At 67.5% G+C, this 23,239-nt stretch carries 21 protein-coding genes; 12 read left to right on the plus strand and 9 right to left on the minus strand.

Features of this window, described 5'->3' with window-relative positions:
- The first annotated feature begins 76 nt into the window (after nt 1–76).
- From LMJ30_RS13710 to LMJ30_RS13720, 3 genes are read left to right on the plus strand one after another with little or no spacing between them, the layout of a single operon-like run.
- Nucleotides 77–1,105 (plus strand): SGNH/GDSL hydrolase family protein, encoded by a 1,029-nt coding sequence (locus LMJ30_RS13710; RefSeq protein ID WP_229432875.1) that lies wholly within the window; start codon nt 77–79, stop codon nt 1,103–1,105.
- On the plus strand, nt 1,093–2,940 hold the full coding sequence (locus LMJ30_RS13715; RefSeq protein WP_229432876.1) for a carbamoyltransferase family protein: 1,848 nt from the start codon (nt 1,093–1,095) through the stop codon (nt 2,938–2,940). The genes LMJ30_RS13710 and LMJ30_RS13715 overlap by 13 nt, the downstream gene beginning before the upstream one ends.
- Entirely contained in the window at nt 2,927–3,298 is a 372-nt protein-coding gene (locus LMJ30_RS13720; protein ID WP_229432877.1) for a hypothetical protein, read from the plus strand. The genes LMJ30_RS13715 and LMJ30_RS13720 overlap by 14 nt, the downstream gene beginning before the upstream one ends.
- Here the strand turns inward: LMJ30_RS13720 and LMJ30_RS13725 are convergent.
- Nucleotides 3,283–4,464 (minus strand): acyltransferase family protein, encoded by a 1,182-nt coding sequence (locus tag LMJ30_RS13725; RefSeq protein ID WP_229432878.1) that lies wholly within the window; start codon nt 4,462–4,464, stop codon nt 3,283–3,285. The genes LMJ30_RS13720 and LMJ30_RS13725 overlap by 16 nt on opposite strands.
- Nucleotides 4,465–4,575: 111 nt before the next feature.
- Complete coding sequence (locus LMJ30_RS13730) at nt 4,576–5,805, minus strand: metal-dependent hydrolase (RefSeq protein WP_229432879.1); 1,230 nt, start codon at nt 5,803–5,805, stop codon at nt 4,576–4,578.
- A gap of 151 nt (nt 5,806–5,956) precedes the next feature.
- Here LMJ30_RS13730 and LMJ30_RS13735 point away from each other — a divergent pair, with 151 nt between their 5' ends.
- Entirely contained in the window at nt 5,957–7,033 is a 1,077-nt protein-coding gene (locus LMJ30_RS13735) for a porin (protein ID WP_229432880.1), read from the plus strand.
- Nucleotides 7,034–7,068: 35 nt separating this feature from the next.
- On the opposite strand, the gene LMJ30_RS13740 is transcribed toward LMJ30_RS13735, so the two are convergent.
- Nucleotides 7,069–7,689 (minus strand): isochorismatase family protein, encoded by a 621-nt coding sequence (locus LMJ30_RS13740; RefSeq protein WP_229432881.1) that lies wholly within the window; start codon nt 7,687–7,689, stop codon nt 7,069–7,071.
- 118 nt (nt 7,690–7,807) lie between these two features.
- On the opposite strand from LMJ30_RS13740, the gene LMJ30_RS13745 reads away from it, so the two are divergent.
- Together LMJ30_RS13745 and LMJ30_RS13750 are read left to right on the plus strand one after the other, a co-directional pair.
- The gene (locus LMJ30_RS13745; protein ID WP_229432882.1) at nt 7,808–8,779 is read left to right on the plus strand and encodes a ribose-phosphate diphosphokinase; all 972 of its coding nucleotides are present in this window, start codon (nt 7,808–7,810) and stop codon (nt 8,777–8,779) included.
- An 11-nt stretch (nt 8,780–8,790) separates the two neighbouring features.
- Complete coding sequence (locus LMJ30_RS13750) at nt 8,791–9,456, plus strand: dienelactone hydrolase family protein (protein ID WP_229432883.1); 666 nt, start codon at nt 8,791–8,793, stop codon at nt 9,454–9,456.
- A 55-nt stretch (nt 9,457–9,511) separates the two neighbouring features.
- On the opposite strand, the gene LMJ30_RS13755 is transcribed toward LMJ30_RS13750, so the two are convergent.
- The 5 genes from LMJ30_RS13755 to LMJ30_RS13775 form a co-directional block, all read right to left on the minus strand.
- Nucleotides 9,512–9,871 carry a pyrimidine/purine nucleoside phosphorylase gene (locus LMJ30_RS13755; RefSeq protein WP_307729302.1) on the minus strand — a complete coding sequence of 120 codons (360 nt, stop codon included), beginning with the start codon at nt 9,869–9,871 and terminating at the stop codon, nt 9,512–9,514.
- Nucleotides 9,872–9,940: 69 nt separating this feature from the next.
- A complete protein-coding gene (locus tag LMJ30_RS13760) occupies nt 9,941–11,164 on the minus strand; it encodes an efflux RND transporter periplasmic adaptor subunit (protein ID WP_229432885.1) in 1,224 nt (407 codons plus the stop codon).
- A gap of 1 nt (nt 11,165) precedes the next feature.
- Complete coding sequence (locus LMJ30_RS13765) at nt 11,166–13,532, minus strand: ABC transporter permease (protein ID WP_267869632.1); 2,367 nt, start codon at nt 13,530–13,532, stop codon at nt 11,166–11,168.
- A 10-nt stretch (nt 13,533–13,542) separates the two neighbouring features.
- Complete coding sequence (locus LMJ30_RS13770; RefSeq protein WP_229432887.1) at nt 13,543–14,244, minus strand: ABC transporter ATP-binding protein; 702 nt, start codon at nt 14,242–14,244, stop codon at nt 13,543–13,545.
- Nucleotides 14,241–15,308, minus strand: coding sequence for a hypothetical protein (locus LMJ30_RS13775; RefSeq protein WP_229432888.1), 1,068 nt, complete (start codon nt 15,306–15,308; stop codon nt 14,241–14,243). The genes LMJ30_RS13770 and LMJ30_RS13775 overlap by 4 nt, the downstream gene beginning before the upstream one ends.
- Nucleotides 15,309–15,480: 172 nt before the next feature.
- On the opposite strand from LMJ30_RS13775, the gene LMJ30_RS13780 reads away from it, so the two are divergent.
- The gene (locus tag LMJ30_RS13780; RefSeq protein ID WP_229432889.1) at nt 15,481–16,320 is read left to right on the plus strand and encodes a universal stress protein; all 840 of its coding nucleotides are present in this window, start codon (nt 15,481–15,483) and stop codon (nt 16,318–16,320) included.
- 1 nt (nt 16,321) lies between these two features.
- Here the strand turns inward: LMJ30_RS13780 and LMJ30_RS13785 are convergent, their stop codons facing one another.
- A complete protein-coding gene (locus tag LMJ30_RS13785) occupies nt 16,322–16,834 on the minus strand; it encodes a SixA phosphatase family protein (protein ID WP_229432890.1) in 513 nt (170 codons plus the stop codon).
- A gap of 116 nt (nt 16,835–16,950) precedes the next feature.
- Between LMJ30_RS13785 and LMJ30_RS13790 the strand changes: the two genes are divergently transcribed.
- The 5 genes from LMJ30_RS13790 (at nt 16,951) to LMJ30_RS13810 (ending at nt 23,229) form a co-directional block, all read left to right on the plus strand.
- Nucleotides 16,951–17,544: an ANTAR domain-containing response regulator gene (locus tag LMJ30_RS13790; RefSeq protein ID WP_229432891.1), complete on the plus strand. Its 594-nt coding sequence runs from the start codon at nt 16,951–16,953 to the stop codon at nt 17,542–17,544.
- A 245-nt stretch (nt 17,545–17,789) separates the two neighbouring features.
- On the plus strand, nt 17,790–19,094 hold the full coding sequence (locus LMJ30_RS13795; protein ID WP_229432892.1) for an MFS transporter: 1,305 nt from the start codon (nt 17,790–17,792) through the stop codon (nt 19,092–19,094).
- A 13-nt stretch (nt 19,095–19,107) separates the two neighbouring features.
- The gene (gene nirB, locus LMJ30_RS13800; RefSeq protein WP_229432893.1) at nt 19,108–21,642 is read left to right on the plus strand and encodes a nitrite reductase large subunit NirB; all 2,535 of its coding nucleotides are present in this window, start codon (nt 19,108–19,110) and stop codon (nt 21,640–21,642) included.
- Nucleotides 21,643–21,655: 13 nt separating this feature from the next.
- Nucleotides 21,656–22,003 (plus strand): nitrite reductase small subunit NirD, encoded by a 348-nt coding sequence (nirD, locus tag LMJ30_RS13805; RefSeq protein WP_229432894.1) that lies wholly within the window; start codon nt 21,656–21,658, stop codon nt 22,001–22,003.
- Nucleotides 22,000–23,229: an NAD(P)/FAD-dependent oxidoreductase gene (locus tag LMJ30_RS13810; protein ID WP_229432895.1), complete on the plus strand. Its 1,230-nt coding sequence runs from the start codon at nt 22,000–22,002 to the stop codon at nt 23,227–23,229. Before nirD ends, LMJ30_RS13810 begins: the two co-directional genes overlap by 4 nt.
- Nucleotides 23,230–23,239 lie beyond the last annotated feature (10 nt).

Below are 23,239 nucleotides of genomic sequence, written 5' to 3' on the forward strand. Positions count from 1 at the left end.
ACAAACGCAAGAATGAGCTCTTTGACCAGAATTGGCCGAGCGCGGACCACGGTCCGGACATTCTTGCGGAGTTCTAATGAGACAGCTCTACGAGTACCACCCTGTCGTTGGTTACCGCTTCATCCCCAACCTGAAAGCCCGCATCCAGCATGAGGGCGGCGGTTACCTGGTGCATGCCAACGACGACGGCTTCCGGTCCAACCGGCCCTTCGTCAAGGCGCTGGCGCCGGGTGCGCGCCGGGTGCTGTTTTTCGGCGACTCGTTTACCGCCGGCGACGCCGTCAGCAACCACCACCGCTACACCGACGTGCTGGAAGCACGCCTGTCCGAAGCCACCCGGGCCAGGGTGGAAGCCTACAATTTCGGCCTGTCCTCAACCGGCACCGACCAGCAATACCTGGCCTGGCGCGAGTTTGCGCAAGGCATCGAGCACGATGTGCTGGTCATCGCCGTGTTCGTCGAGAACATCCGCCGCGTGATGGCCCACTACCGGCCGCACCGCGATGCCGACGGGCGCGAACGCATCTACGCTAAGCCGTATTTTTCCCTGGATGGCGACACGCTCTTGCTGCGCAATGTGCCGCCGCGACCGACGCCCTACGAGATGCAGGACCTGCCGCCGGCCGAACAGGGCGCGGTCGACATGGGCGGCCGCTTCGCGCTGCTGCGCAAGATCGTCAATGCGGTCGGCGCCAAGGATGCGGTCCAGCGCCTGACCCACTACCAGCCGCTGCCCGACTACGATTCCCCCAACAGTCCCGGCTGGCGCCTGATGCGCGCCATCTTGTCGGAATGGATCCTCCGGTCGGCGCGGCCGGTGGTGCTGATGCCGCTGCCCTTGCCCCAGCACCTGGACCAGGCCTGCGACGCCAGCGCCTACCAGGCCCGCTTCGCCGAGCTCGCCGCCGAACTGAACTGCACCCTGCACGACCCGCTGCCGGCCTTCATGGGCTATCCGGCCGCGCAACGGCGCCGCTTCCGCTGGGAGACCGACATCCATTACACCCCCGAGGGACACCGCGCGCTGGCCGAATCGCTGGCGCCCGAGTTGTACCGCCTGCTGTTGCAGGCGCCGCAAAGAAAGGGCATCGTATGTCCCGGCTGATACTCGGCATTTCCGCGTTTTACCACGACTCGGCGGCCGCGCTGGTGCGCGACGGCCAGATCGTCGCCGCCGCGCAGGAGGAACGCTTCTCGCGCAAGAAGCACGACCCGCGCTTTCCCGTCAACGCGATTAACTACTGTCTGGAGGAAGGCTTCGTCGACGCCAGCGAGCTCGATGCGGTGATCTTCTATGACAACCCGGTGGCGACCTTCGACCGGGTGGTCGAGAATGCGCTGGCGGCGGGCGCCAGCGGGCGTGCGCAGTTCGTGCAGGCGGCCGGGCAAATTTTGGGCGACAAGCTGTGGCTGGACGAGCATGTGCGCGGCGCCATCGGCTCGCTCGGGCGCGAAGGGCGGGTGCTGTTTTCCGAGCACCACATGGCGCACGCGGCCAGCGCCTTCTATCCGTCGCCGTTCGAGCGCGCCGCCATCCTGACCATCGACGGGGTGGGCGAGTGGGCCACCACCAGCCTGGGCAGCGGCGACGGCAGCACCGTCCGGCTGTTCTCCGAAATCAATTATCCGCACTCGCTGGGCCTGCTGTACAGCGCGTTTACCTACTTCTGCGGCTTCAAGGTCAATTCCGGCGAGTACAAGCTGATGGGGCTGGCGCCTTATGGCGAGCCGCGCTACTACGACACCATCCGGCGCGCGCTGATCGATGTGCGCGACGATGGCTCCTACCGCCTCGATACGGCGTTCTTCGCCTACCTCGATTCCATGCAGATGACCGGCGAGAAGTTCGCCGCGCTGTTCGGCGGCGCGGCGCGCCAGCCGGAAACGCCGATCACCCGGCGCGAGATGGACCTGGCCGCCAGCGTCCAGAAGCTGACCGAAGAAATCATGCTCAAGACGGCGCGCCACCTGCGCGAGATCACCGGCGAGAGCAAGCTGGTAATGGCCGGCGGGGTGGCGCTGAACTGCGTTGCCAACGGCAAGCTGGTGGCCGAAGGCATCTTCGACGAGGTGTGGATCCAGCCTGCCGCGGGCGACGCCGGCGGCGCGCTGGGCGCGGCGCTGCTGGCCAACCACATGTACTTCGACCAGCCGCGCACGGCGCCAATTCGCGGGCGCGATGCCCAGCAGGGCGGCTTGCTGGGGCCGGCATATTCCAGTTCCGAGGTGCTGGCCTTCGTGGAGCGCAACGCGCTGCCGTACCAGCAGGTGCGCGAACGCGACGTCCGGCTGGCCACGGTCGCGGCAGCCCTGGCGGATGGCAAGATTGTCGGCTGGTTCAGCGGGCGCATGGAATTCGGCCCGCGGTCGCTGGGCGCGCGCTCCATCCTTGGCGACCCGCGCAATCCTGCCACCCAGGCCTTGATGAACCTGAAGATCAAGTACCGCGAATCGTTCCGGCCGTTTGCGCCGAGCGTGCTGCGCGAGCGCTGCGCCGACTATTTCGAACTGGACACAAGCAGTCCCTACATGCTGCTGGTCGCCCCCGTGCGCAAGGAACGCCGGCTGCCGATGGACAGGGCGCGCTTCGACGGCGGCGACGACGACATGATGGGCGTGATCAACCAGCCGCGCAGCGATGTGCCGGCCATCACCCATGTCGACTATTCGGCGCGGGTGCAAACGGTGGACGCCAGCACCAGCCCGGAGTTCCATGCGCTGATCCGCGAGTTCGAGCGCCAGACCGGCTGCCCGATGCTGGTCAACACCTCGTTCAACGTACGCGGCGAGCCGATCGTGTGCAGTCCGCAGGACGCCTACCGCTGCTTCATGCGCACTGAAATGGACCTGCTGGTGATGGAAGACGTGCTGCTGTGGCGCAAGGACCAGCCCGAAACGCAAGACAAGGAAGACTGGAGGACGACCTATGAGCTCGACTAAGGAAGAACAGCTGGCGCAGCTGATGGGAGCGCTGTTCGACGAGGTGCTGCTGCCGATCGCCGAACGCATGCAGGCCGCTGGCGTCCAGGCGTTTCCGCTGGCGCCGGACGTTACCTGGCTGAGCTACTACGTGCGGCGCCGCCGCAGCGCGATGAGCCACGACGATTTCACCAGCGCAGCCTGCGCCGACACGGCGCAGCTGGAACAGCGCCTCGGGGCGCACTGGCGTTCGCTGGGCCGCCACGAGCTGGCCGGCCATGCCGCGCGTTTTGCCGCCGCCGCCCAGGCGGCGCGACCGCTGCTGGCCGCCGGCGAGGCGGCCGGGGAGCCGTCGCCCTACGTCTACGCGATGTTCTGAGGCTGTGCCCGCGGCAGCATCCACTCCTTCAGGCGCCGCCGCACGCGGTAGGTCTGCGCCTCGAAGGGCAGGTGGAACAGCCAGGCCAGCAGCACGATGAGGACCACGATCGAGGTATACAGGCCAAAATCGGACAGGCTGGCCGGATCGAGCCGCTCGATGCCGAGCTGGCTCTTGTTGATGTGGCGCACCAGGAAGATCAGCGGCACGTGGATGACGTACAGGCTGAATGAAAACTCGGCGAAGAAGCTGCCGATGCGCCCGAGCCTGAGCACCAGCCTGTCGGCCGGTCCCACCTTGGACTGCAGGCTGCACAGCAGTGCCAGGAACAGCAGGCTGTAGAGCAGGTCCTGCAGATACGACTCCTCGACCAGGATGTCATTGCTTCCCTTAAGACGGAACCAGGTGGCTACCAGCACGAACACGCCCGCCAGCGTCCATTTGGCCATGGGCGATGCATCGACCTGGATGCGCGAGCAGCCGGCGCCCAGCAGCCACAAGGTGAAGTACAGCAGGATGGCCGCATTCAGGTGCCAGGCGATGACGGTCACTGCCACCGCGGCCGATGCTTTTGCCCACCCACCCTGGCGCGCGAACATCAGCACCGCAAGCGGGAACAGCACGTAGTACCAGGTTTCGTAGGTCAGGCTCCACAGCGCGAAGTTGCCGCCGTAGCGGGGCACGGCCAGGTCCTGCAGCCCAAACAGGTTGCCGACGAAGGTAGCCAGCGTGTATTCCTCCGGAATCCCATCGCCGCCGCCCGGGGGCGAGAGCGCGCCGATGGCGACGCCGATCAGCAGCGAGGCCACGAACGCAGGCGCCAGCACGATCCACAGGCGGGTAATCCGGTCGATGGCGTACGACAGCATCGCGTGCGGCTCGTTCAGCTTGTTCATCAGGCTGCCGCCGACCAGCCAGCCCGACAGCAGGAAAAATATCACCACGGCCTGGTGGGCGAAACCGGTAAAGAAAGCCAGTGCCTGGTAGCCGGCGCTGGGGTCCGCGATGGTCGACAGGCCGGGATAGAACTGGGCGCGCACATGGGCTGCGGCCACCTGCAGGGCTGCCAGGCCGCGCAGCAGCGAGATGGCAACCGAGTGCTGGTAGTCGGTGCGCAGGTTGGTCTGTTGCAGGAAGCGAACCCGTGCGATCTTGATTGACAGCATGCCGCCTCCTATCTTGAATTCCCGGCCTACGCTTGGGCGGGGCGGTTCAATTTTAGGGTGGCCGCATCCAGCCGGCGTTGAGAGGGCACAACGCAGGCCGCGCCTTTCGCCTTAAGGCCTCACTCCGAGCAAGTCAGCGCGGGGATGACCCCACTGGGGCACGCCGGCGGGGCAGGGCTTGCCGGCAAAACTGGCGTAGCGGATCGTCGAGAAATTGCTGTCCGGATCGACGCCGTAACGCACGTCGGTGGCGTGGCCCGGGCCCAGCGCGGGCGTGCGCGCGAAACGCAGCCAGGCGTCGAAGTAGCAGTCCTGCTGTTGCCTGCCGCGTAGCTCGGCCAGCGGGGTTTGTTGCTCCCACACGATGGCGACGCCAGGGGACAAAGCCCGCTGGGCATCGCGCTCGGCGAACGCCGACGGACAGGAACGCGCCCCGGCCAGTCCCGGCGCGATGCTGGCAACGCCGCGCGATACGCGGAAGTTTTCGCCTTTGTGTTCCACCGACACGAAGGCCCAGCACAGGGGATTGGACGGGAACGAAGACATCGCGACGTCGTCGACGCGGGTGCCCGGATCGCGCATCTGCAGTTGCGCCGCGACCGCGCTCCTGGCGGCGCTTGACGAGAGCCACTGGACGCCGACGAAGATGGCGGCCGCCGCGAAGGCCGTCGCCAGTCCCTGCCTGCCTGAGGTGCCGGCGCGCCGCTGCATGACCCCGGCCACCACTGCCAGCAGCACCAGCGCGGCCGTCGAGGCGGGATGTAAATGGCCGCTGGCGGTAAACACCGCCGGCACGCCGACTAGCATGCCGAGCAGGACCAGCCTGGAAATCCTGCGCGTGGCCATCAGTGCCAGCGGTACCCCAAACGCGATCCAGAACACCGGTTCGATGATGAACACCATGTCGCCGTAGAACCAGCGCGGATCGGCAGGATAGAAAGGATGCACGCCGTACGAGTTGAGGTAGTCGAGTGATATGTGCAGCAAGAAACCGGCGCCGATGGATATGGCCAGCCCGCGCCGCGCCGGCGCGCTGTGCGCCAGCAGCGCGCGCGCGGCGGGCCACAGCAACCACAGCAGGGCGGCCAGCAGCAAGGCCTGCGGCAGTGCGTACAGCAAGGTGTGCGTGTGGCCGCGGTGATGCAGCAGGTAGCCGAGCGGGGCGGGAAGCAGCGGCGTCAATACCAGGTCGAGGTCCGGAAAATTGCTTGCCGCCCAGCACGACACCAGCATCAGCTTGCGGCGCGTGCGCTGGCGCGCTTCATCCCGTTCGGGCGCCAGGCTGCGGGAGATGAATTTGCCGACGGCAAGGCCGCTGACGGAATGTGTGAGGTTATCCATTCGTCAATCTTATCGCCTTTAGCCAGAGCTTGCCGATACCAGCGCCCGTGGCGCGAGACCAACGCGAATTGTTACTAAGTATGATTACGCATTGCCGGACTAGCAAGCAGCCCCTATCATGTTGGCTCCTCAAACATAGAATTGAAGAAACATGAAAAAGACTCTCACCGCCATCGCCATTTTCGGCGCGTTTTCAAGCCTCGCACAGGCACAGTCGTCGGTTGCCGTTTACGGTATCGTCGACGCCGGTATCGTGCGCGAGCAGGGTGGCGTCAACGGATCGGCCACCAACATCAGCAGCGGCATCGGTTCGGCTTCGCGCCTGGGCTTCCGCGGCACCGAAGACCTGGGCAACGGCGTTTCCGCGCTGTTCCTGCTGGAAGCGGGCTACCGCCTCGACACCGGCGCCAGCGACGTTTCCGGTTCGATCTTCAACCGCCAGGCCTACGTCGGCCTGAAGAGCGAGCTCGGCACCCTGACCCTGGGCCGCCAGTACACCCCTTACTACAACGCCGTGAGCCAGGTTGCCGATCCATTCGGCGCCGGCTACGCAGGCAGCGCCAAGAACCTGATGCCGACTGCCGGCGTCAACACCCGCACCAGCAACGCGGTCGTGTACGCCTCGCCAGTGGTCAATGGTTTCTCGGGCGAGCTGTCGTACAGCCTGGCTGAGCAGGGCGGCAACAGCATCGCCGGCCGCCAGATCGGCGCCGCGCTGTCCTTCGGCGCAGGCAAGCTGAACGCACGCCTGGCGCACAACCACCGCAACAACGACGTGGCTGGCCTGGCCGGCGTGCAGGACCGCCAGATCGGCCGCAACACCTTGCTCGCTGCTAACTACAACTTCGGCGTCGCCAAGGCCTATGCTGCCTACGGCGTCAACGAAGGCCTGAACAGCTCGCCGCTGGCCAACAACAGCAACCCGTTCGGCGGCGTGGCGCCAGTCGCCTCGCTCGATAGCCGCGACATGCTGATCGGCGTGCAGGTGCCGTTCGGCGCCAACGCGCTGATGGCGTCGTTCATCCGCAAGGACGACCGCACCGCGTTCAACCAGGACGCCGACCAGTGGGCGCTTGGCCTGACCCGTTCGCTGTCGAAGCGCACCAGCCTGTACACCTCGTACGGCAAGATCAAGAACAAGAATGGCGCTGGCTACACTGTTGGCAACAACAGCGATGTCGGTTCCGGCGACACCGCGTACAACGCAGGCATCCGCCACACCTTCTGATCTTTCGCGCGCGAGGCGCGCCAGCCGGGCCCAGGCTAGCGGTAACGCGGCTGGGCATGGCGCTGGCGCGCTTTCGCAGGAGGCGGCAAGGAACCCGGCGCCGCGCCGCGTTCGATCATCGTTGCGATGGCCGCCTCGTCATCGCCGGCCTGCAGGTTCAGTCCCCGCATCGCGCCCGGCAGCAGCACCACCGCAAACCCTTCCTGAAGTGCATCGGTCACGGTATTGAGCACGCAGTAATCCGTCGCCAGCCCGCCCACGAACAGCCGGGTCACGCCTGCCGCGCGCAGCATGCCGGCCAGCCCGGTTCCCTCGAAACCCGAATAGGCGTCGGCATCGGCCTGGATCCCCTTTGACACGATGACCGCATCGGGCGGCAGCGCCAGTTCGGCAGGGAAAGCCGCGCCGCGGCTGCCGGCGATGCAGTGCGCCGGCAGCACGCCGCCATGGGCCTTGAACGAACAGTGGTCACGGGGATGCCAGTCGCGCGTGGCGAACACCGCCAGGCCTTGCGAACGGAAGAGCGCGATGGCCGCGTTCAGCGGCCCGATGACCTGGTCGCCGGAGGGGATCGGGAGGCTTCCGCCGGGCATGAAATCAAGCTGAACATCGACCAGGAGGAGGGCGTCGCCCGGTCGCGGAGAGGGAATATCCATAGCGCCTTCGACCGCCCCGCGGGCATTTCGTTCGCAGCGCCGGTGTCCGATCGCGCGCTTGATTCGCGTCAAACCTGTGACAATGTCCACGCCTATCCTGAGCTTTTGCGAGGAGCACATGCACACCCTGATCGAAGACCGGCTCTGCCTGTTTGCGCTGCACAGCAGCCGCGCGTTCGGCGAACGGCTTGCGCTGCACCTGGGCGTCTCCCTTGGCGCGCACGAAGAACGCAATTTCGAAGATGGCGAGCACAAGTCGCGGCCGCTCGAGGACGTGGCCGGCAGGGATGTGTTCGTCGTCCACTCGCTGTACGGCGAGCCCAATGAAAGCGGCAACGACAAACTGTGCCGGCTGCTGTTTTTCATCGGCGCGCTGAAGGACGCCGGCGCCGCCCGCGTCACCGCCGTGGTCCCCTACCTGGCCTATGCGCGCAAGGACCGCCAGACCAAGGAGCGCGACCCGGTCACCACGCGCTATGTCGCCTGCCTGTTCGAGGCGGTCGGCACCGATGCGCTCATGACCCTCGACGTGCACAACCTCGCCGCCTACCAGAACGCCTTTCGCTGCCGCACCGTGCACCTGGAGGCCGGCAGCCTGTTCACCAAGTTTCTGCTGCCGCAGCTGGCCGGCCTCGACCCGGTGGTGGTGTCGCCGGACGCCGGCGGCATCAAGCGCGCCGAAGCGTTTCGCCAGGGGCTGGCCGAGGCGCTCGGCAGGCCGGTCGGCATGGCGGTGGCCGAGAAATACCGCAGCGCGGGCGTCGTCAGCGGCAACCTGCTGGTCGGCGACGTGGACGGCCGGACCGCCATCATCGTCGACGACCTGATCAGCACGGGCACAACGGTGGCGCGCGCGGCAGCGGCCTGCCGCGATGGCGGCGCCGCCAGTGTGATGGCGCTGGCCAGCCACGGCCTGTTTACCGACAAGGCGGGCGAGGTGCTGGGCGGTCCGCTGTTGCAGCAACTGGTGGTCAGCGACAGCGTCGCCCCCGGCCGCGGCGGCGCCGATGCCCTGCAGACCAAGCTCGCCGTCGTCAGCAGCGCCGCCCTGTTCGGCGACGCCATCATGCAGCTGCATAATGGCATGTGAAAGGACCCATCATGATTGACCGTGTACGCAAGGAACTGGTCGACATCGCGATCAATGGCCAGTTTGTCGAAGGCATGCTGGCGGTTCCCGAAGGCGCGCGCGCCGTGGTGCTGTTTGCCCATGGCAGCGGCAGCGGCCGCCTCAGCCCCCGCAATAACTACGTGGCTGCCGAGCTGCGCAAGGTTGGGCTGGCCACCTTGCTGATGGACCTGCTGACGCCTGGCGAAGAGCCAAGCACGCGGGCGCGCTTCGATATTGGCTTGCTGGCGCGGCGGCTGGAACTGGCGGCCAACTGGCTGGCTGCCGACCGCGACACGCGCGACCTGCCGCTTGGCCTGTTCGGCGCGAGCACGGGGGCGGCGGCGGCGCTCCAGCTGGCCGCGGGCGGCCGTTATCCGGTGTATGCCGTGGTGTCGCGCGGCGGCCGGCCCGACCTGGCGGGATCGACCGAGCTCGACCTGGTGGAGGCGCCGACCCTGCTGATCGTCGGCGGACTCGACACCCAGGTCATCGAGCTGAACGAGGAGGCTTACGCGATGCTCAACTGCCGCAAGGAGCTCACGATCGTGCCGGGCGCAACCCACTTGTTCGAGGAGCCCGGCGCGCTGGAGCAAGTGGCGCATCTGGCGACCGACTGGTTTGTACGCTGCCTGCCGGCTGCCCGGCCCCAGCCTTAGCCTTAGCCGCGGGCAGCATGGCAGCGCTGGCCGTGCCGGCCGCGCACGGCGCCGCCTAGGCAGGCGCCTGGTTCCTGCCCATGTGGGTCACGTAATGCACAGGCTGCTCGGCGTCGATCTCGAAGCGGGTTTGCGCCGCCACATGGAAGCGATAGCCGGCCTGGCACGGCGTCCATCCCCCTTCATGCCCAACCCGAACGCGGCCCCGTCCATCGACGATTTCCACCGTCTCGTCCGTGTCGGCGGCAAACGTGACGCCGCCGGGCATCACCACGCCCACGGTTTTCACGCTGCGGTCGGGAAAGGTTAGCGTGTATGAGACGCATTTTCCCTCCGCGTAGACATTCGCCCTTTTGTTGATTGCAACATGATCGAACTGCGTACCCATGGCGGTTCTCCCGGATGGTGGCTGCATGCGGTGTACAGATGTCAGACCGGCGGCAAGCGCTTTTGTTCTGCGCACATGCCGGCCGCCACCTGCCGCTCAGCGCGCGGGCGCGGTGCTGCGCACCTTGACCCTGACCCCGTCGGCCACTTGCGCGTCCGGATAGATGATGACCCTGGCCCCCTCGGCGAGCCCGGACCGCACCCACGCCTGTGCGTCGTTGCGCGCGCCCAGCTCGACCGGCGTGAGGCGCGCCCGGTCGCCGTCCACCACGTACACCGCCATGCCGCGTCCCTGCTGGTTTCCTTGCGGGATAGGGAACACGGCGCTGACCGGGATCGTCAGCACCCGGTCCCGGGCCAGGGTGACGATGCGCACGTTGACCCGGTAGCCCACCCCGAGTGCGCGCCAGGCATCGGGCGGGCTGGCGATGTCGATCAGCACGCGAACCCGCTGCTCCTCGACCCCCAGCGCCGAAATCTTGGTAAAGGCCGCCGGCTCGACCCTGCGCACGCGCCCGGCCAGCGGCGCGCCGCCCCAGCGCGTGATGACCACCGGGCTGCCGGGCTGCGCCTGCAGGGCGTCGGCGGTCAGCAGTTCGGCCACCACCTCCAGCGTGGACAGGTCGCCCAGCTCCAGCAAGGGCGTGCCGAACGGGACCACGGCCTCGCTGGCCTGCACCACGCGCAGCACCCGGCCAGCCACCGGCGCGCGCACTGCCAGGCCGCGCTCGCTCACCGAGGTGGGGTTGCGCACCGCCATCAGCGCGGCGCGCGCCTGCTCCACCTCATGGCCGGCGATGGCGCGCTCGGCAATGGCGGCGTCCAGCTCCTTTTGTGCGGCCAGCGCGGCCAGCCGTTCGCTCTCGAGCCGGCTGGCGGCCACGAAGCCCTGGCCGGCCAGCGTCTCGCTGCGGGCCAGGTCGTTGCGGGCGCGCCGCAGGGCCACCTGGGCCGCTTCGACCCTGGCGTTGACCCGGTCGACCTGGGCGCGGGTCATCGCCAGCCGGGCCTGCTGTTCGCGCAGGGTGCGCTCGTCCTGCAGCGGGGCGTAGGCCGGCCTGATCATGGCCACGTTGGCGCCGGCTTCGACCCGGTCGCCTTCCTTCAGCGTAATGCGCGTCAACAGCCCGGCCAGCGGCGCCGACACCACGTAGTTGTCGCGCAAACGGGTCTTGCCGTCTTCCTCGACGCCCGCCTCGAAACGCCCGAGCTGGGCGGTGCCGGTTTCCACCTCCACCGGGCGCGGCGCGAAGGCCCAGGCGAAGATGGCCAGCAGCACGGCGATGCCGATGAATGCGTATATCCAGTGTTTTCGCGTCATGTCATTCCCTAGTTTTGAGTGCGGCGACCATGTCCAGGTGGTCGATATTGCGCCGGACCACCAGCGCACTGGCCAGGCCGGCCACCAGCACGCACAGCGCCGCGCCGGCGTAGGTGCGGGGGCGCACGATCACCGGAAAGTAGAACTGGTCCGACTTCAGCAGTTCGCTGATGAGCTGGACGAGGCCGTAGCCAAGCAGCATGCCGAGCGGCAGGGCGATCGCAATCACAATCGCCATCTCCCCCAGCAGCAGGGCCGACACTTCGGCGCGGGTAAAGCCAAGCACGCGCAGGCTGGCCAGTTCCCAGGTCCGTTCCGACAGCGCAATGCGGGCGTTGTTGTAGACCACGCCCACCGCGATCACGCTGGCAAACGCGGTCAGGATGGTGCTCATGATGCGTATATTGCGCGCCGTGATCTCTTCCATGTTGCGCAGCATGGTTCCCTTGCTCCAGGCGCCGGCGGCGCGCGGCAGCGCCTTGCTCGCTTCGAGCACCGTGGCCTCGGCGCCCGGTTCGAGCCCCAGCACGAAGCCAGTGGTGACGTCGGTGTCGCCCAGCAATCGGTTGAGTTCGTCGCGGGCGAGGTAGGCGTTCATGCCGAACATTTCGCGCACCGTGGCGCGCAGGGGCAGCAGCAAGGTGCGCCTGCGGCCCTCCTGAACCTCGATGCGCACGGTGTCGCCCAGGCGCAGGCCGAGCTTGTCGGCCATGCGGTCGGTCAGCACCAGCCCCTGGCCTTCGAGCAGCTGCTCCTTCTGGTGGACATCGATGATCCGGTACAGTTCGGGCCGCGGCGCATAGCCGCGCAGGATGGTGCGTTCGCGGCGCTGGCCATTGACCACGGTCACCTGGACGAAGCGGGTCGATTCGACCTGGCGCACGCCAGGCAGGCGCGCCAGTTCCAGCCGCACGCTGTCATCGACCGGCTCGGCGGTCCACACGGTAATGTCGCCGCGCAGGCCGAGGGTGAACTGGGTGTCGAGGACGACGTCGATGGCATCGCGGAAGAAATTTCCCATGATGACGATGGCCAGCGCGGCGGCCACGCCGGCGATCGACAGCGCGGTGCGCGCTGGCCGCCGTTCCATGTTGCGCACAATCATGCGCAGCGCCGGGCCCATGCGCTCGATGCCCAGCCGTTCGAGCAGGGTGCGGCGGAAATGCGCGGGGACTGGCGGACGCATCGCTTCGGCCGGGGCGAGGCGAACGGTGGCAATGATGGCGTGGGCAGTCCCCAGGCAAGCCGTGACGACGCTGACGCCGATGCCGGTCAGCAGCAGCGGCGGAAGGATGCGGTGCTCGAACGACGGGAAGTGGAAGAACTCGGCGTACAGCCCGGTCAGCATCGTGCCCAGCTGCTTGCCGAGCACGACGCCCAGCACCAGCCCCAGCAGCACAATCAGCAGCACCAGCTTGAGGTAATGCAGGCCGATGGCGGCATTCGGATAGCCCAGCGCCTTCAGGGTGGCGATCTGTTCGCGCTGGGTCGAAACCAGCCTTGCCACCACCACATTGAGCAGGAAGGCGGCGACGCCGAGGAAGATCGCCGGCAGCACCGTGCCCAGCACGCGCTGCTCGCGGATCTCGTTGTCGAGCATGGCGTGCGAGGCCTGGTCGTCGCGGTCGTGCACCTCGCGCCCGCCGTAGGGCGCAAGCAGGCGCGTCACCTCGGCGACCACGCCATCGCCGGCGGCGCCGGGCGCCAGCTTGAAGGCGGCGCGGGTGAAGGCGCCGTCCATGTTGTAGGCGGCCGCCAGCACGTCGCGGTCGACCCAGAACACGCCAAAGCCGCGCGCGTCGGGCATGCCCCACAGTCCGGCGAAGATGAATTCCGGCGACAGTGCGATGCCGGTCACCTCCAGGGTGCGGTACTTGCCGTTCATCAGCACGTTCAGGCGCGCGCCCGGCTTGAGCCGGTGCGCCTCGGCGAAACCTTTCGACACCAGCGCCTCGATCGGCGCGTCGCCGCGCACGCCGTCTTGGCGCGTGATCATGCGCCCGGACGACAGCGACACCAGGTTCATCCGGTGCGGCCGCTGGCGGTCCAGGCCGATCAGCTGGCCGATGATGGGGTCGGCCAGGCCGGGCAGGGACACACGCACAATTTCTTCGTGCGTGGCCTGGACGTCGGCCACGCCGGGGATCTCGCGCAGCCGTTCGGCCAGCGTGTTGGGCGCGCGCCGCACCCCCGCAAACACGTCGGCGAAGCGGCCGTCGGCGTAGAAGCGCGCCCGCGCCAGGTCGAGCGAGTCGACCGCCGACAGGCTGGTCAGGAAGCCGCCGATCCCGCACGCCACCACCAGCGCGATCGTCAGCGCCTGGCTCCACATGCGGCGCAGGTCGCGCAGCAGTTTGCGGTCGAGCATGTTCACCGGGTCACCACGACAGTTCCGCCGGCCGCAGCTTGTGGGCGTTGTTCTCGATCCCGAGGATGCGGCCGTCGCCCAGGCGCACCACGCGGTCGGCCATGCCCGCGATCGCGGCGTTGTGGGTGATCACGATGGCAGTCGTGGCCAGCTCGACATTGATGCGCTCGATCACGTCGAGCACCAGCTTGCCGGTCTCGTAGTCCAGCGCGCCGGTCGGCTCGTCGCACAGCAGCACGGCGGGGCGCTTGACGATGGCCCGTGCAATCGCCACGCGCTGCTGCTCGCCGCCCGACAGCTGGGCCGGAAAATGGTCGCGCCGCGGGGTCAGCCCGACCCGGTCGACCGCCTCGTCGACCGGCATCGGGTCGGACACGATGTCGGTGACCAGCGCAACGTTTTCGCGCACGGTCAGGCTGGGGATCAGGTTATAGAACTGGAATACGAAGCCGACATGGCGGCGCCGGTAGGCGGTCAGCGCCGACTCGGAGGCGGCGCTGAGGTCCTGGTCGCCGAACAGCACCTGGCCGGAGCTGGGCACGTCGAGCCCGCCAATGATGTTCAGCAAGGTGGATTTGCCGCTGCCGGACGGCCCCAGCAGGACGATGAACTCGCCGCTGTCGACGTCGAGGCTGACGTCGCGCAGCGCATGCACGTCCACCTCGCCGGTGTGGTAGGTCTTGCACAGGTTGCGGATGGTGAATACCTTCATGCCCGGGCCCGCCAATTCTGGTGGCGCTCGGCCAGTTGCAGGTAGTTCATCGCACTGGCGACCCATTTCGGTGAGTAGCGGAACTGCGCCTCCTTCAGGTGGGCGACCGCCAGGGTGGCGCGCACGATGGCGCGGTAGCTCTGGTAGAAATGCAGCAGCGCGGGCGGCGGCCTGTCGTGCGACAGCGAACGGTATTGCTGGACGAAGGAGGCCGCCAGCGCGGGCGCGCCCAGCCGTTCGATCTCGAGCGCGAGGAAGGCGACCTCGTCGGCGCGGTCGACGATGCGCAAGGTACGCGAGAACTCCAGGCAGTCGATCACGGTGGGCTCCGGGTACAGGCAGATGTGTTCGGGCCGCAGGTCGCCATGGCCTTCGACCACGAAGCCATCGGCGGCGCGCCAGTCGATGCGCGAGGCCAGCCGGTCGAGCGCGCTGTGCTGGCGGTGGCAGACCAGCCGCACGTGGGCGGCGGGCAGGTGGTGGGACGGCTGCAGCAGTTCATGGGCGCAGGCGGCGATCTGGCGCGCATAGCGTTCGCGGTAGGCCGAGCCGTCGATGTCCACTTGCGGCAGCGACTGGAAAAACGCCACCAGCCGGGCCGCCACCCGCTGCATGTCGCGCGTGCTGGCGTGGCCGTGGCGCAGCACGTAGTCGAGCATGAAGCGGTTGGGCAGCCGGCGCATGCGCACCAGCCAGTCGACGACTTCGCCGGCGCCGCCGAGTTCGAGATGGCCCTGTGCGTTCAGGCACAGCGGCACCACGCCGAGGTAGACGTCGGGCGCGAGACGGCGGTTCAGGCGGACTTCTTCTTCGCAGAAATGGTGGCGCGCGGCCAGGGTGCGAAAATCAATGGCGTCGTAGCACACCGGTTTTTTCAGCTTCCAGGCGTGATGGGTGGTCAGGAACACCCAGGCCATATGGGTTTCGAGCGCCTCGACCCGGTAGGGCGACTCCGGATAGCTTGCCGGCTGGCGCAGGAAAGTCAGCTTGGCTTCCAGCGGTACTGGTCCGCCGGAGTGCGCCGCTGCGGCTTGGGCGCGCGGCGATTCAATCGGGTTTGGCATGTCGCGGCTCCTCACCGGCATCCTGTCACGCCACCGGTAACGCGTCAATACAGAGTGCATATGGGCAGCGGGCTTCGCGTTCCGGCCGCCGCGGGGGCGTGCCGGACTTGACGTACCGCAGGCGGCAGGGTGATTGTACGCCTATGATCGGCACAGGAACATGGAGGCCGCCATGTGGTACAAGACCGTGCTGGTGCACGTCGACCAGGGCCGCGACGCGGCCGCGCGCATCGCCGTTGCCGCGCAGCTCGCGCTGGCGAACGGGGCGCACCTGGTCGGGGCGGCAATGACCGGCATGGCGCCGTCCGTGTTTGCCGCCGCCGGGCTCGATCCGGCCAGTCCGCCCTTGCTGCTGCCGTTCGACGCGCTGCGCCAGGAAACCACCCAGGCGCTCGACGCCTTCGAACGGCAGGTGAGCGCGCTGGGCGTCGGGTCCTACGAAAAGCGCGAGGTGCAAGACCAGGCCGGGCCTGGCATGAGCATGCAGGCGCGCTATGCCGACCTGCTGGTGGTCAGCCAGTCGGACCGCGGTGCGCTGGCGCCGCGGCTGCGCGCGGATTTTCCCGAATTCGTCTTGCTCAACTGCGCGCGGCCGGTGCTGGTGGTGCCTGGCGCCCAGGCGCCGGCGCCCATCGGCCGGCATGTGCTGGTCGGCTGGAACGGCAGCCGTGAGGCAACGCGCGCCCTCAGCAGCGCGATTCCGCTGCTAAAGCAAGCCCGCCAGGTCGACGTGGCGGTGCTCAACCCGGAGTCGGAAGGCGACGTGCACGGCCCGCTGGCGGGCGCGGACATTGCGCTGTTCCTTGCGCGGCACGGCGTGACGGTCAATGTGCAGGCGCGGTCGGGGGTGGCGGATGTGGGCGGCGCCTTGCTATCGATGGCGGCCGACGCCGGCGCCGACCTGCTGGTGGCCGGCGCCTACGGCCATTCCCGCATCGGTGAGATCCTGCTTGGGGGAGCGACGCGCACCCTGCTGGCCTCGGCCCGCCTGCCGTTGTGGATGGCGCGCTAGCTCAGTGTGCCGGAGGCGAACCCAGCAAGATGGTGGTTACGCTGCCGTCGCGGCCGACGATCAGCTGGTACAGGCGGTCATATTCGTCGTCGCCGATGGCCGTGCCCGGCTCGCCGCCAAGCAGGGTGACCAGCTTGCCCACCGTGTTCGAGTGGCCCACCACCAGCGCGTTGCCGCCGGCGGCCTTCAGTTCCTCGACCATCTTGTCCGGCTGGCGCGCGTCGTACTCCCTGAGCGGGACGCCGAGCGCGGCGGCAGTCGGGGCCGCGGTCTGGCGCGTGCGCGCGGTTTTGCTGGTGAAGACGTGGCGGATTCCGGTCTTCCTCAGGATGGCCGCGATGTTGCTGGCGCGGAGGCGCCCCTGCGCGGTCAGGTCCGGGTCGCCGTCGTTACCGGTCTTCTCGCCGTGGCGCACCACGTAAATCACGGCCGGCTCGGCGGCCTGGGCGAGGGGGGCGAGCATGGCCAGGGCAAGCGCCAGGCCGGCGGCAGTGCGGGTGCTAAGGGTCATCATCTGTCTATCCTGGATGGGTCAAGCCGCATGTATAGCAACAGAATTGTGAACATGCAAGTGGAAGATGGCGCGCATCTTGCTAGATAAGGGGAGTCGACCATCAGCCCACCCTGTCCATGACTTCAGCTATTGCTTCGCTCCCCACCCTTATCGTGTCGGCCGGCCCCAGCCCGGACAACTTGCGTGCCTGCCTGCTTGAGGCTGGTTGTACCATCGTGGCCGAGGTCGGGCCCGACGCGACGCTGGCGGCGCAGCTCGCGCACCACCTGCCGCGGCTCATCGTGCTCAGCACGGCACGCGCGGCCGGCCAGCTGGCCTCCACGGTGGCGCTTGCATGCGGCGCCGAGCGCCGGCCGCTGCTGGTGTTTACCAGTGACGCCTCCGAATCGAGCATAGACGCGGCCATCACGGCAGGGGTCGCCGCGTATGTCATCGACGGCATCGAGCCGGCCCGGGTCCGCGCCGTGCTCGGCGTGGCGCTGGCGCGCTTCCGCCAGCAACAGAAATTGCTCGACGAACTTTATCGCGCCCGCACCAAGCTGGCCGAGCGCAAGGTCATCGACCGCGCCAAGGGCATCCTGATGGCGCGCTACAAGCTGGGCGAAGACGAGGCCTACCAAAAAATGCGCAGCATGGCGATGAACAAAAAGCTCAAGCTGGCCGACCTCGCGCAGCGCCTGCTCGACGTCGAGGAGTTACTGGACAGCTAGCATCTTCTGGTGCATCGCATCATTTTCGGGCGCGCGATGCACTGCCATGTGGCGCTCACCACCCAAAATCCCGCTTCCTCCCCCTGTCAGTACATGGCACGGCGCTTGCTAAAGAGTAGTTGTCGGATCAATGGCGATCCCTGAATAAATGCGCTGGCCCAAAGACGGGCCGGCAGGACAACGGCGTGTCGCGCCACCTGCAGCAAGCAGGCGGGAGCGGACGCCTTTTTTATACGGGACAAACCATGGCATCGAAAGCAAACAGGATCGACCTCTTCACCATCCGTACTCCCCAGATGCGTGCCTTTCACCTGACATGGATGGCGTTTTTCACCTGCTTCTTCGCCTGGTTCGCCTGCGCGCCGCTGATGCCTGTCATCAAAGGCGAGTTTGGCCTGACGATGGGGCAGGTGGCCAACATCAACATCGCGGCCGTCGCGATCACCATCCTGGTACGGCTGGTGGTCGGCCCGATGTGCGACCGCTTCGGCCCGCGCAAGACCTACACCTGGCTGCTCGCGCTGGGCGCGATACCGGTGCTGGGCGTGGCCGCTTCGCAGAGCTACGAAAGCTTTTTGTTCTTCCGCCTGCTGATCGGCGCGGTCGGCGCGAGCTTCGTCATCACCCAGTACCACACCTCGGTCATGTTCGGGCCGAACGTGGTGGGCACCGCGAATGCGGCCGCTGCCGGCTGGGGCAACGCAGGCGGCGGCGCGGCGCAGGCGCTGATGCCGCTGCTGCTCGGGGCGCTGCTGATGCTGGGCGTGTCCGAAAGCCTCGGCTGGAGGGTGGCGCTGGTGGTGCCCGGCGTGCTGATGCTGGTGATGGCGGTGGTCTACTGGCGCTACACCCAGGATTGCCCGGAAGGTAATTACGACGACATGCGCGCGGCCGGCATGGCCATCGAGGGCGGCAAGAAGGGCGGCTGGGCGAGCTTTTGCGCGGCGGCGTCGAACTACCGCGTGTGGCTGCTGTTCGTCACCTACGGCGCCTGCTTCGGCATCGAGATCTTCATCCATAACATCGCCGCGGTGTATTACGTCGACCATTTCGACCTGACCATCGGCCAGGCCGGCATGGCGGCCGGCAGCTTCGGCTTGCTGGCGCTGTTCGCGCGGGCGCTGGGCGGCTGGATCTCCGACAAGATGGCCGTGCGCGGCACCCTCAACAGCCGGGTCACCCTGCTGTTCATCCTGATGATCGGCGAAGGCCTGGGCCTGCTCTGGTTCGCGCGCGCCGACACCGTCGCGTTTGCGGTCATCGCGATGCTGGTGTTTGGCCTGTTCACCCACATGGCTTGCGGCGCCACTTACGCGCTGGTGCCCTTCATCGACCGCAAGGCGCTGGGCGGCGTGGCCGGCATCATCGGCGCGGGCGGCAATGTCGGTGCGGTGATGGCCGGTTTCCTGATGAAAGGGACGGGCGACATCCGCCACACCCTGGCCATCCTCAGCGGCCTGGTGGTCTTCTCGGCGCTGTGCGCGATCGCAGTGCGCTTTACCGCCAGCGCCGACGAGCCTTCGCTTGCCACGGGCGCGGTTGCATCATAAGGAAAGGCAGGACATGAACATCATCGTCATCGGCCACGGCATGGTTGGCCACAAATTCATCGAGAGCCTGCTGGACGGCGGCGCGCCCGGACTGCACGTCACCGTGCTGTGCGAGGAGCCGCGCCCGGCCTACGACAGGGTGCACCTGTCCGAATTCTTCTCGGGTAAAACGGCGGACGACCTGTCGCTGGTCAGGCCCGGCTTTTTCGATCGCAGCGACGTGACGCTCAGGCTCAATGCCCGTGCGGCGGGCGTCGACCGCAAGGCGCGCACGGTCACCCTGGCGGACGGCGAGGTGCTGGGCTACGACAAGCTGGTGTTTGCCACCGGCTCGTATCCGTTCGTGCCGCCGCTGCCGGGCAAGGACCGCAAGGACTGCTTCGTCTACCGCACCATTGAGGACCTCGAGGCGATGCGCGCATGCGGCGCCCGTTCGAAGACGGGGGTGGTGATCGGCGGCGGCCTGCTGGGGCTCGAATGCGCCAAGGCGCTGCGCGACATGGGCCTGGCCACCCACGTAGTCGAATTCGCGCCGCGCCTGATGGCGGTTCAGGTCGACGACGGCGGCGCGCGCATCCTGCGCACCCGCATCGAAGGGCTGGGCGTCACCGTGCACACGCAGAAGAACACGCTGGAGATCATCGACGGCGAGGATGGCACGCACCGGATGCGGTTTGCCGACGGCAGCGCGCTCGACGCGGACATGATCGTGTTCTCGGCCGGTATCCGCCCGCGCGACGAACTGGCGCGCGGCTGCGGCCTGGCCCTTGGAGGCCGTGGCGGCATCGCCATCGATAACAGCTGCCTGACTTCCGACCCGGACATCTACGCCGTCGGCGAATGCGCCGCCTGGAACGGCACCGCGTTCGGCCTGGTCGCACCGGGCTACGATATGGCGCGGGTCGCCGCGCGCCACCTGCTGGGCGAGGCGGGCGACTTCAATGGCGCCGACATGAGCACCAAGCTCAAGCTGATGGGCGTGGACGTGGCCAGCATCGGGGACGCGCAGGGCGCCACGGCAGGCAGCCGCTCTTACCAGTTCACCGATGAACGCAAGCTGGTGTACAAGAAGATCGTCGTGTCCGAATGCGGCAAGTACCTGCTGGGCGCGGTGATGGTGGGCGACGCGGCGGAATACGGCGCCTTGCTGCAGATGATGTTGAATAAAATCGCGCTGCCGGAAGCGCCCGAGTTCCTGATCCTTCCGCAATCGGATGGCAAGGCGCGCCCGATGCTCGGCGTCGATGCGCTGCCGGCCGGCGCGCAGATCTGTTCCTGCAACGATGTATCGAAAGGGGCGCTGTGCGAAGCCGTGTGCGGCGGCGCCACCACCATCGGCGCGCTGAAAAGCTGCACCGGCGCGGGCACCGCCTGCGGCGGCTGCGTGCCGCTGGTGACGCAGGTGATGAAGGCCGAGATGAAAAAGCAGGGGCTGGCCGTCAACAACCACGTGTGCGAACACTTCGCCCACACGCGCCAGGAGCTGTACCACATCGTCAAGGCAGGCAAGATTCGCACGTTCGCGGCACTGCTCGCACAGCACGGGACAGGGCTCGGCTGCGACATCTGCAAGCCGGTCGCGGCCAACATCCTCGCCTCGACATGGAACGACTTCGTGCTGGCGCCGGTCCACGCCAGCCTGCAGGATTCGAACGACTACTTCCTCGGCAATATCCAGAAGGACGGCACCTACTCGGTGGTGCCGCGCATGCCAGGCGGCGAGGTCACGGCCGACGGCCTGATCGCGGTCGGGCAGGTGGCCAAGAAGTACGGGCTGTACACGAAGATCACGGGCGGCCAGCGGGTCGACCTGTTCGGCGCGCGGGTCGACCAGCTGCCGCTGATCTGGGAAGAGCTGATCGCCGCCGGGTTCGAGTCCGGCCACGCGTACGGCAAGTCGCTGCGCACGGTGAAGTCCTGCGTCGGCTCGACCTGGTGCCGCTACGGGGTGGACGACAGCCTGGGCTTCGCGATCCGCCTGGAGAACCGCTACAAGGGCTTGCGCACGCCGCACAAGATCAAGTTCGGGGTGTCCGGCTGCACCCGCGAGTGCGCCGAGGCGCAGGGCAAGGACGTCGGCCTGATCGCCACCGAAGCAGGCTGGAACCTGTACGTGTGCGGCAACGGCGGCATGAAGCCGCGCCACGCCGAACTGATCGCCACCGGCCTCGATGAAGCAACCGTGGTGCGCTATGTCGACCGCTTCCTGATGTTCTACGTGCGCACCGCCGACCGCCTGCAGCGCACCAGTGTCTGGCGCGACAACCTCGAGGGCGGGCTCGAATACCTGCAGGACGTGGTGGTGAACGACAAGCTCCATATCGCCGCGGAACTGGAAGCGGACATGCAGCACGTGGTCGATACCTATGCCTGCGAATGGAAGAACGCCGTCAACGACCCGGAGACCCGCAAGCGCTTCCGCCACTTCGTCAACAGCGACCAGCCCGACCAGAACGTCGTGTTCATGCCTGAACGCGGCCAGATCCGCCCGGCCACCGTGGAAGAACGCAAGCGCGTCATTCCAATCGCCGTCAAACAATCAGCCTGACCAGGAGAATGCCATGCACCGTGATATCCAACTACAGAACTGGACCGCCATCTGCCCCGTCGACGACATCGTGCCGGACACCGGCGTGTGCGCGCTGGTCAACGGCGAGCAGGTCGCCGTGTTCCGCGTCGCGTCCGGCGAGCAGCGGGTGTTCGCAATCGGTAACTTCGACCCGAACAGCGGCGCGGCCGTGCTGGCGCGCGGGCTGGTCGGCAGCGTGGGCGAACGGGTCGTTGTCGCTTCGCCCATCTACAAGCACCACTTCGACCTGGAGACGGGCGAGTGCCTTGAAGCGCCGGAGCATTCGGTGCCGCGCTACCAGGCGCGCATCGAATCGGGAACGGTGTGGGTAGGCGCATGAACGCGCGCGCGGCAAAGCCATCGCTGGTCGTTATCGGCAATGGCATGGCCGGCATGCGGACGGTCGAAGAACTGCAGAAGCTCGCCCCGGACCTGTACGACATCACCGTGCTCGGCGCCGAGCCGCATGTGAACTACAACCGCATCCTGCTGTCGCCTGTGCTGGCCGGCGAAAAGAACGCAGAGGACATCGTGCTGCATCCGCGCGAGTGGTACGACGCGAACGGGATCACGCTGCACGCCGGCGACCCGGTGGTGCGGATCGACCGCATCCGCCGCACCGTGCACTCGCAGTCCGGCCGCGAAGTGCGTTACGACCGCCTGCTGCTGGCGACCGGCTCGCGCCCGTTCATCGTGCCTGTGCCGGGGCACGAGCTGCCAGGCGTGGTGGGCTTCCGCGACCTGGAAGACGTCGACACCATGCTGCAGGCAGCCGCCATCGGGCGCCATGCGGTGGTCATCGGCGGCGGCTTGCTCGGGCTGGAAGCGGCCAACGGACTGAAACGGCGCGGGATGGACGTCACGGTAGTGCACGTCACCGACAGCCTGATGAACCAGCAGCTAGACAAGCACGCCTCGCTGCTGCTCAAGGGCGCGCTGGAAGACAAGGGCCTGTGCTTCATGCTCGACGCGCATACCGCTGAAATCACCGGCAACGGCCGGGTCGCCGGCGTGCGCTTCCGGGACGGCAGCGAGATCCCCGCGGACCTGGTGGTAATGGCGGCCGGCGTGCGCCCGAATATCGCGCTGGCGCGCGACAGCGGGCTGCATTGCGACCGCGCCATCGTGGTGGACGATACCTTGCAGACGTACGACCCGCGCGTGTACGCCGTCGGCGAGTGCGTCCAGCACCGCAGCGCTACCTTCGGGCTGGTGGCGCCGATCTGGGAACAGGCCAAAGTATGCGCCGCCCACCTGGCCGGGGCCGGGCACCGCCGCTACGTGCAGGAGGCTACCGCGACGCGCCTGAAGGTGACCGGGGTCGAATTGTATTCGGCGGGCGACTTTGTCGGCGGCGAGGGCAGCGAGGACCTGGTGCTGCGCGACCCGCGCCGCGGCGTCTACAAGCGCCTGGTCCTGGCCGGCAACCGCCTGAGCGGCGCGGTGCTGTACGGCGACGTGCAGGACGGGCCTTGGTATTTCGACCTGATCCGCGCAAACGCCGATATCGGCCCTATCCGCAGCCGCCTGCTGTTTGGCGAGGCGATGTGCGCGCAAACCGCATAACCAGGAAAAG

The sequence above is a fragment of the Massilia agrisoli genome (genome assembly GCF_020831365.1).
Taxonomy (GTDB): Bacteria; Pseudomonadota; Gammaproteobacteria; order Burkholderiales; family Burkholderiaceae_D; genus Telluria_A; species Telluria_A agrisoli.

Bases quoted from the DNA above. Each gene is read 5' to 3' on its own strand.
- LMJ30_RS13710 (WP_229432875.1), top strand. From the start codon at position 77: ATGAGACAGCTCTACGAGTACCACCCTGTCGTTGGTTACCGCTTCATC.
- LMJ30_RS13715 (WP_229432876.1), top strand. From the start codon at position 1,093: ATGTCCCGGCTGATACTCGGCATTTCCGCGTTTTACCACGACTCGGCG.
- LMJ30_RS13720 (WP_229432877.1), top strand. From the start codon at position 2,927: ATGAGCTCGACTAAGGAAGAACAGCTGGCGCAGCTGATGGGAGCGCTG.
- LMJ30_RS13725 (WP_229432878.1), bottom strand. From the start codon at position 4,464: ATGCTGTCAATCAAGATCGCACGGGTTCGCTTCCTGCAACAGACCAAC.
- LMJ30_RS13730 (WP_229432879.1), bottom strand. From the start codon at position 5,805: ATGGATAACCTCACACATTCCGTCAGCGGCCTTGCCGTCGGCAAATTC.
- LMJ30_RS13735 (WP_229432880.1), top strand. From the start codon at position 5,957: ATGAAAAAGACTCTCACCGCCATCGCCATTTTCGGCGCGTTTTCAAGC.
- LMJ30_RS13740 (WP_229432881.1), bottom strand. From the start codon at position 7,689: ATGGATATTCCCTCTCCGCGACCGGGCGACGCCCTCCTCCTGGTCGAT.
- LMJ30_RS13745 (WP_229432882.1), top strand. From the start codon at position 7,808: ATGCACACCCTGATCGAAGACCGGCTCTGCCTGTTTGCGCTGCACAGC.
- LMJ30_RS13750 (WP_229432883.1), top strand. From the start codon at position 8,791: ATGATTGACCGTGTACGCAAGGAACTGGTCGACATCGCGATCAATGGC.
- LMJ30_RS13755 (WP_307729302.1), bottom strand. From the start codon at position 9,871: ATGCAGCCACCATCCGGGAGAACCGCCATGGGTACGCAGTTCGATCAT.
- LMJ30_RS13760 (WP_229432885.1), bottom strand. From the start codon at position 11,164: ATGACGCGAAAACACTGGATATACGCATTCATCGGCATCGCCGTGCTG.
- LMJ30_RS13765 (WP_267869632.1), bottom strand. From the start codon at position 13,532: ATGCTCGACCGCAAACTGCTGCGCGACCTGCGCCGCATGTGGAGCCAG.
- LMJ30_RS13770 (WP_229432887.1), bottom strand. From the start codon at position 14,244: ATGAAGGTATTCACCATCCGCAACCTGTGCAAGACCTACCACACCGGC.
- LMJ30_RS13775 (WP_229432888.1), bottom strand. From the start codon at position 15,308: ATGCCAAACCCGATTGAATCGCCGCGCGCCCAAGCCGCAGCGGCGCAC.
- LMJ30_RS13780 (WP_229432889.1), top strand. From the start codon at position 15,481: ATGTGGTACAAGACCGTGCTGGTGCACGTCGACCAGGGCCGCGACGCG.
- LMJ30_RS13785 (WP_229432890.1), bottom strand. From the start codon at position 16,834: ATGATGACCCTTAGCACCCGCACTGCCGCCGGCCTGGCGCTTGCCCTG.
- LMJ30_RS13790 (WP_229432891.1), top strand. From the start codon at position 16,951: ATGACTTCAGCTATTGCTTCGCTCCCCACCCTTATCGTGTCGGCCGGC.
- LMJ30_RS13795 (WP_229432892.1), top strand. From the start codon at position 17,790: ATGGCATCGAAAGCAAACAGGATCGACCTCTTCACCATCCGTACTCCC.
- nirB (WP_229432893.1), top strand. From the start codon at position 19,108: ATGAACATCATCGTCATCGGCCACGGCATGGTTGGCCACAAATTCATC.
- nirD (WP_229432894.1), top strand. From the start codon at position 21,656: ATGCACCGTGATATCCAACTACAGAACTGGACCGCCATCTGCCCCGTC.
- LMJ30_RS13810 (WP_229432895.1), top strand. From the start codon at position 22,000: ATGAACGCGCGCGCGGCAAAGCCATCGCTGGTCGTTATCGGCAATGGC.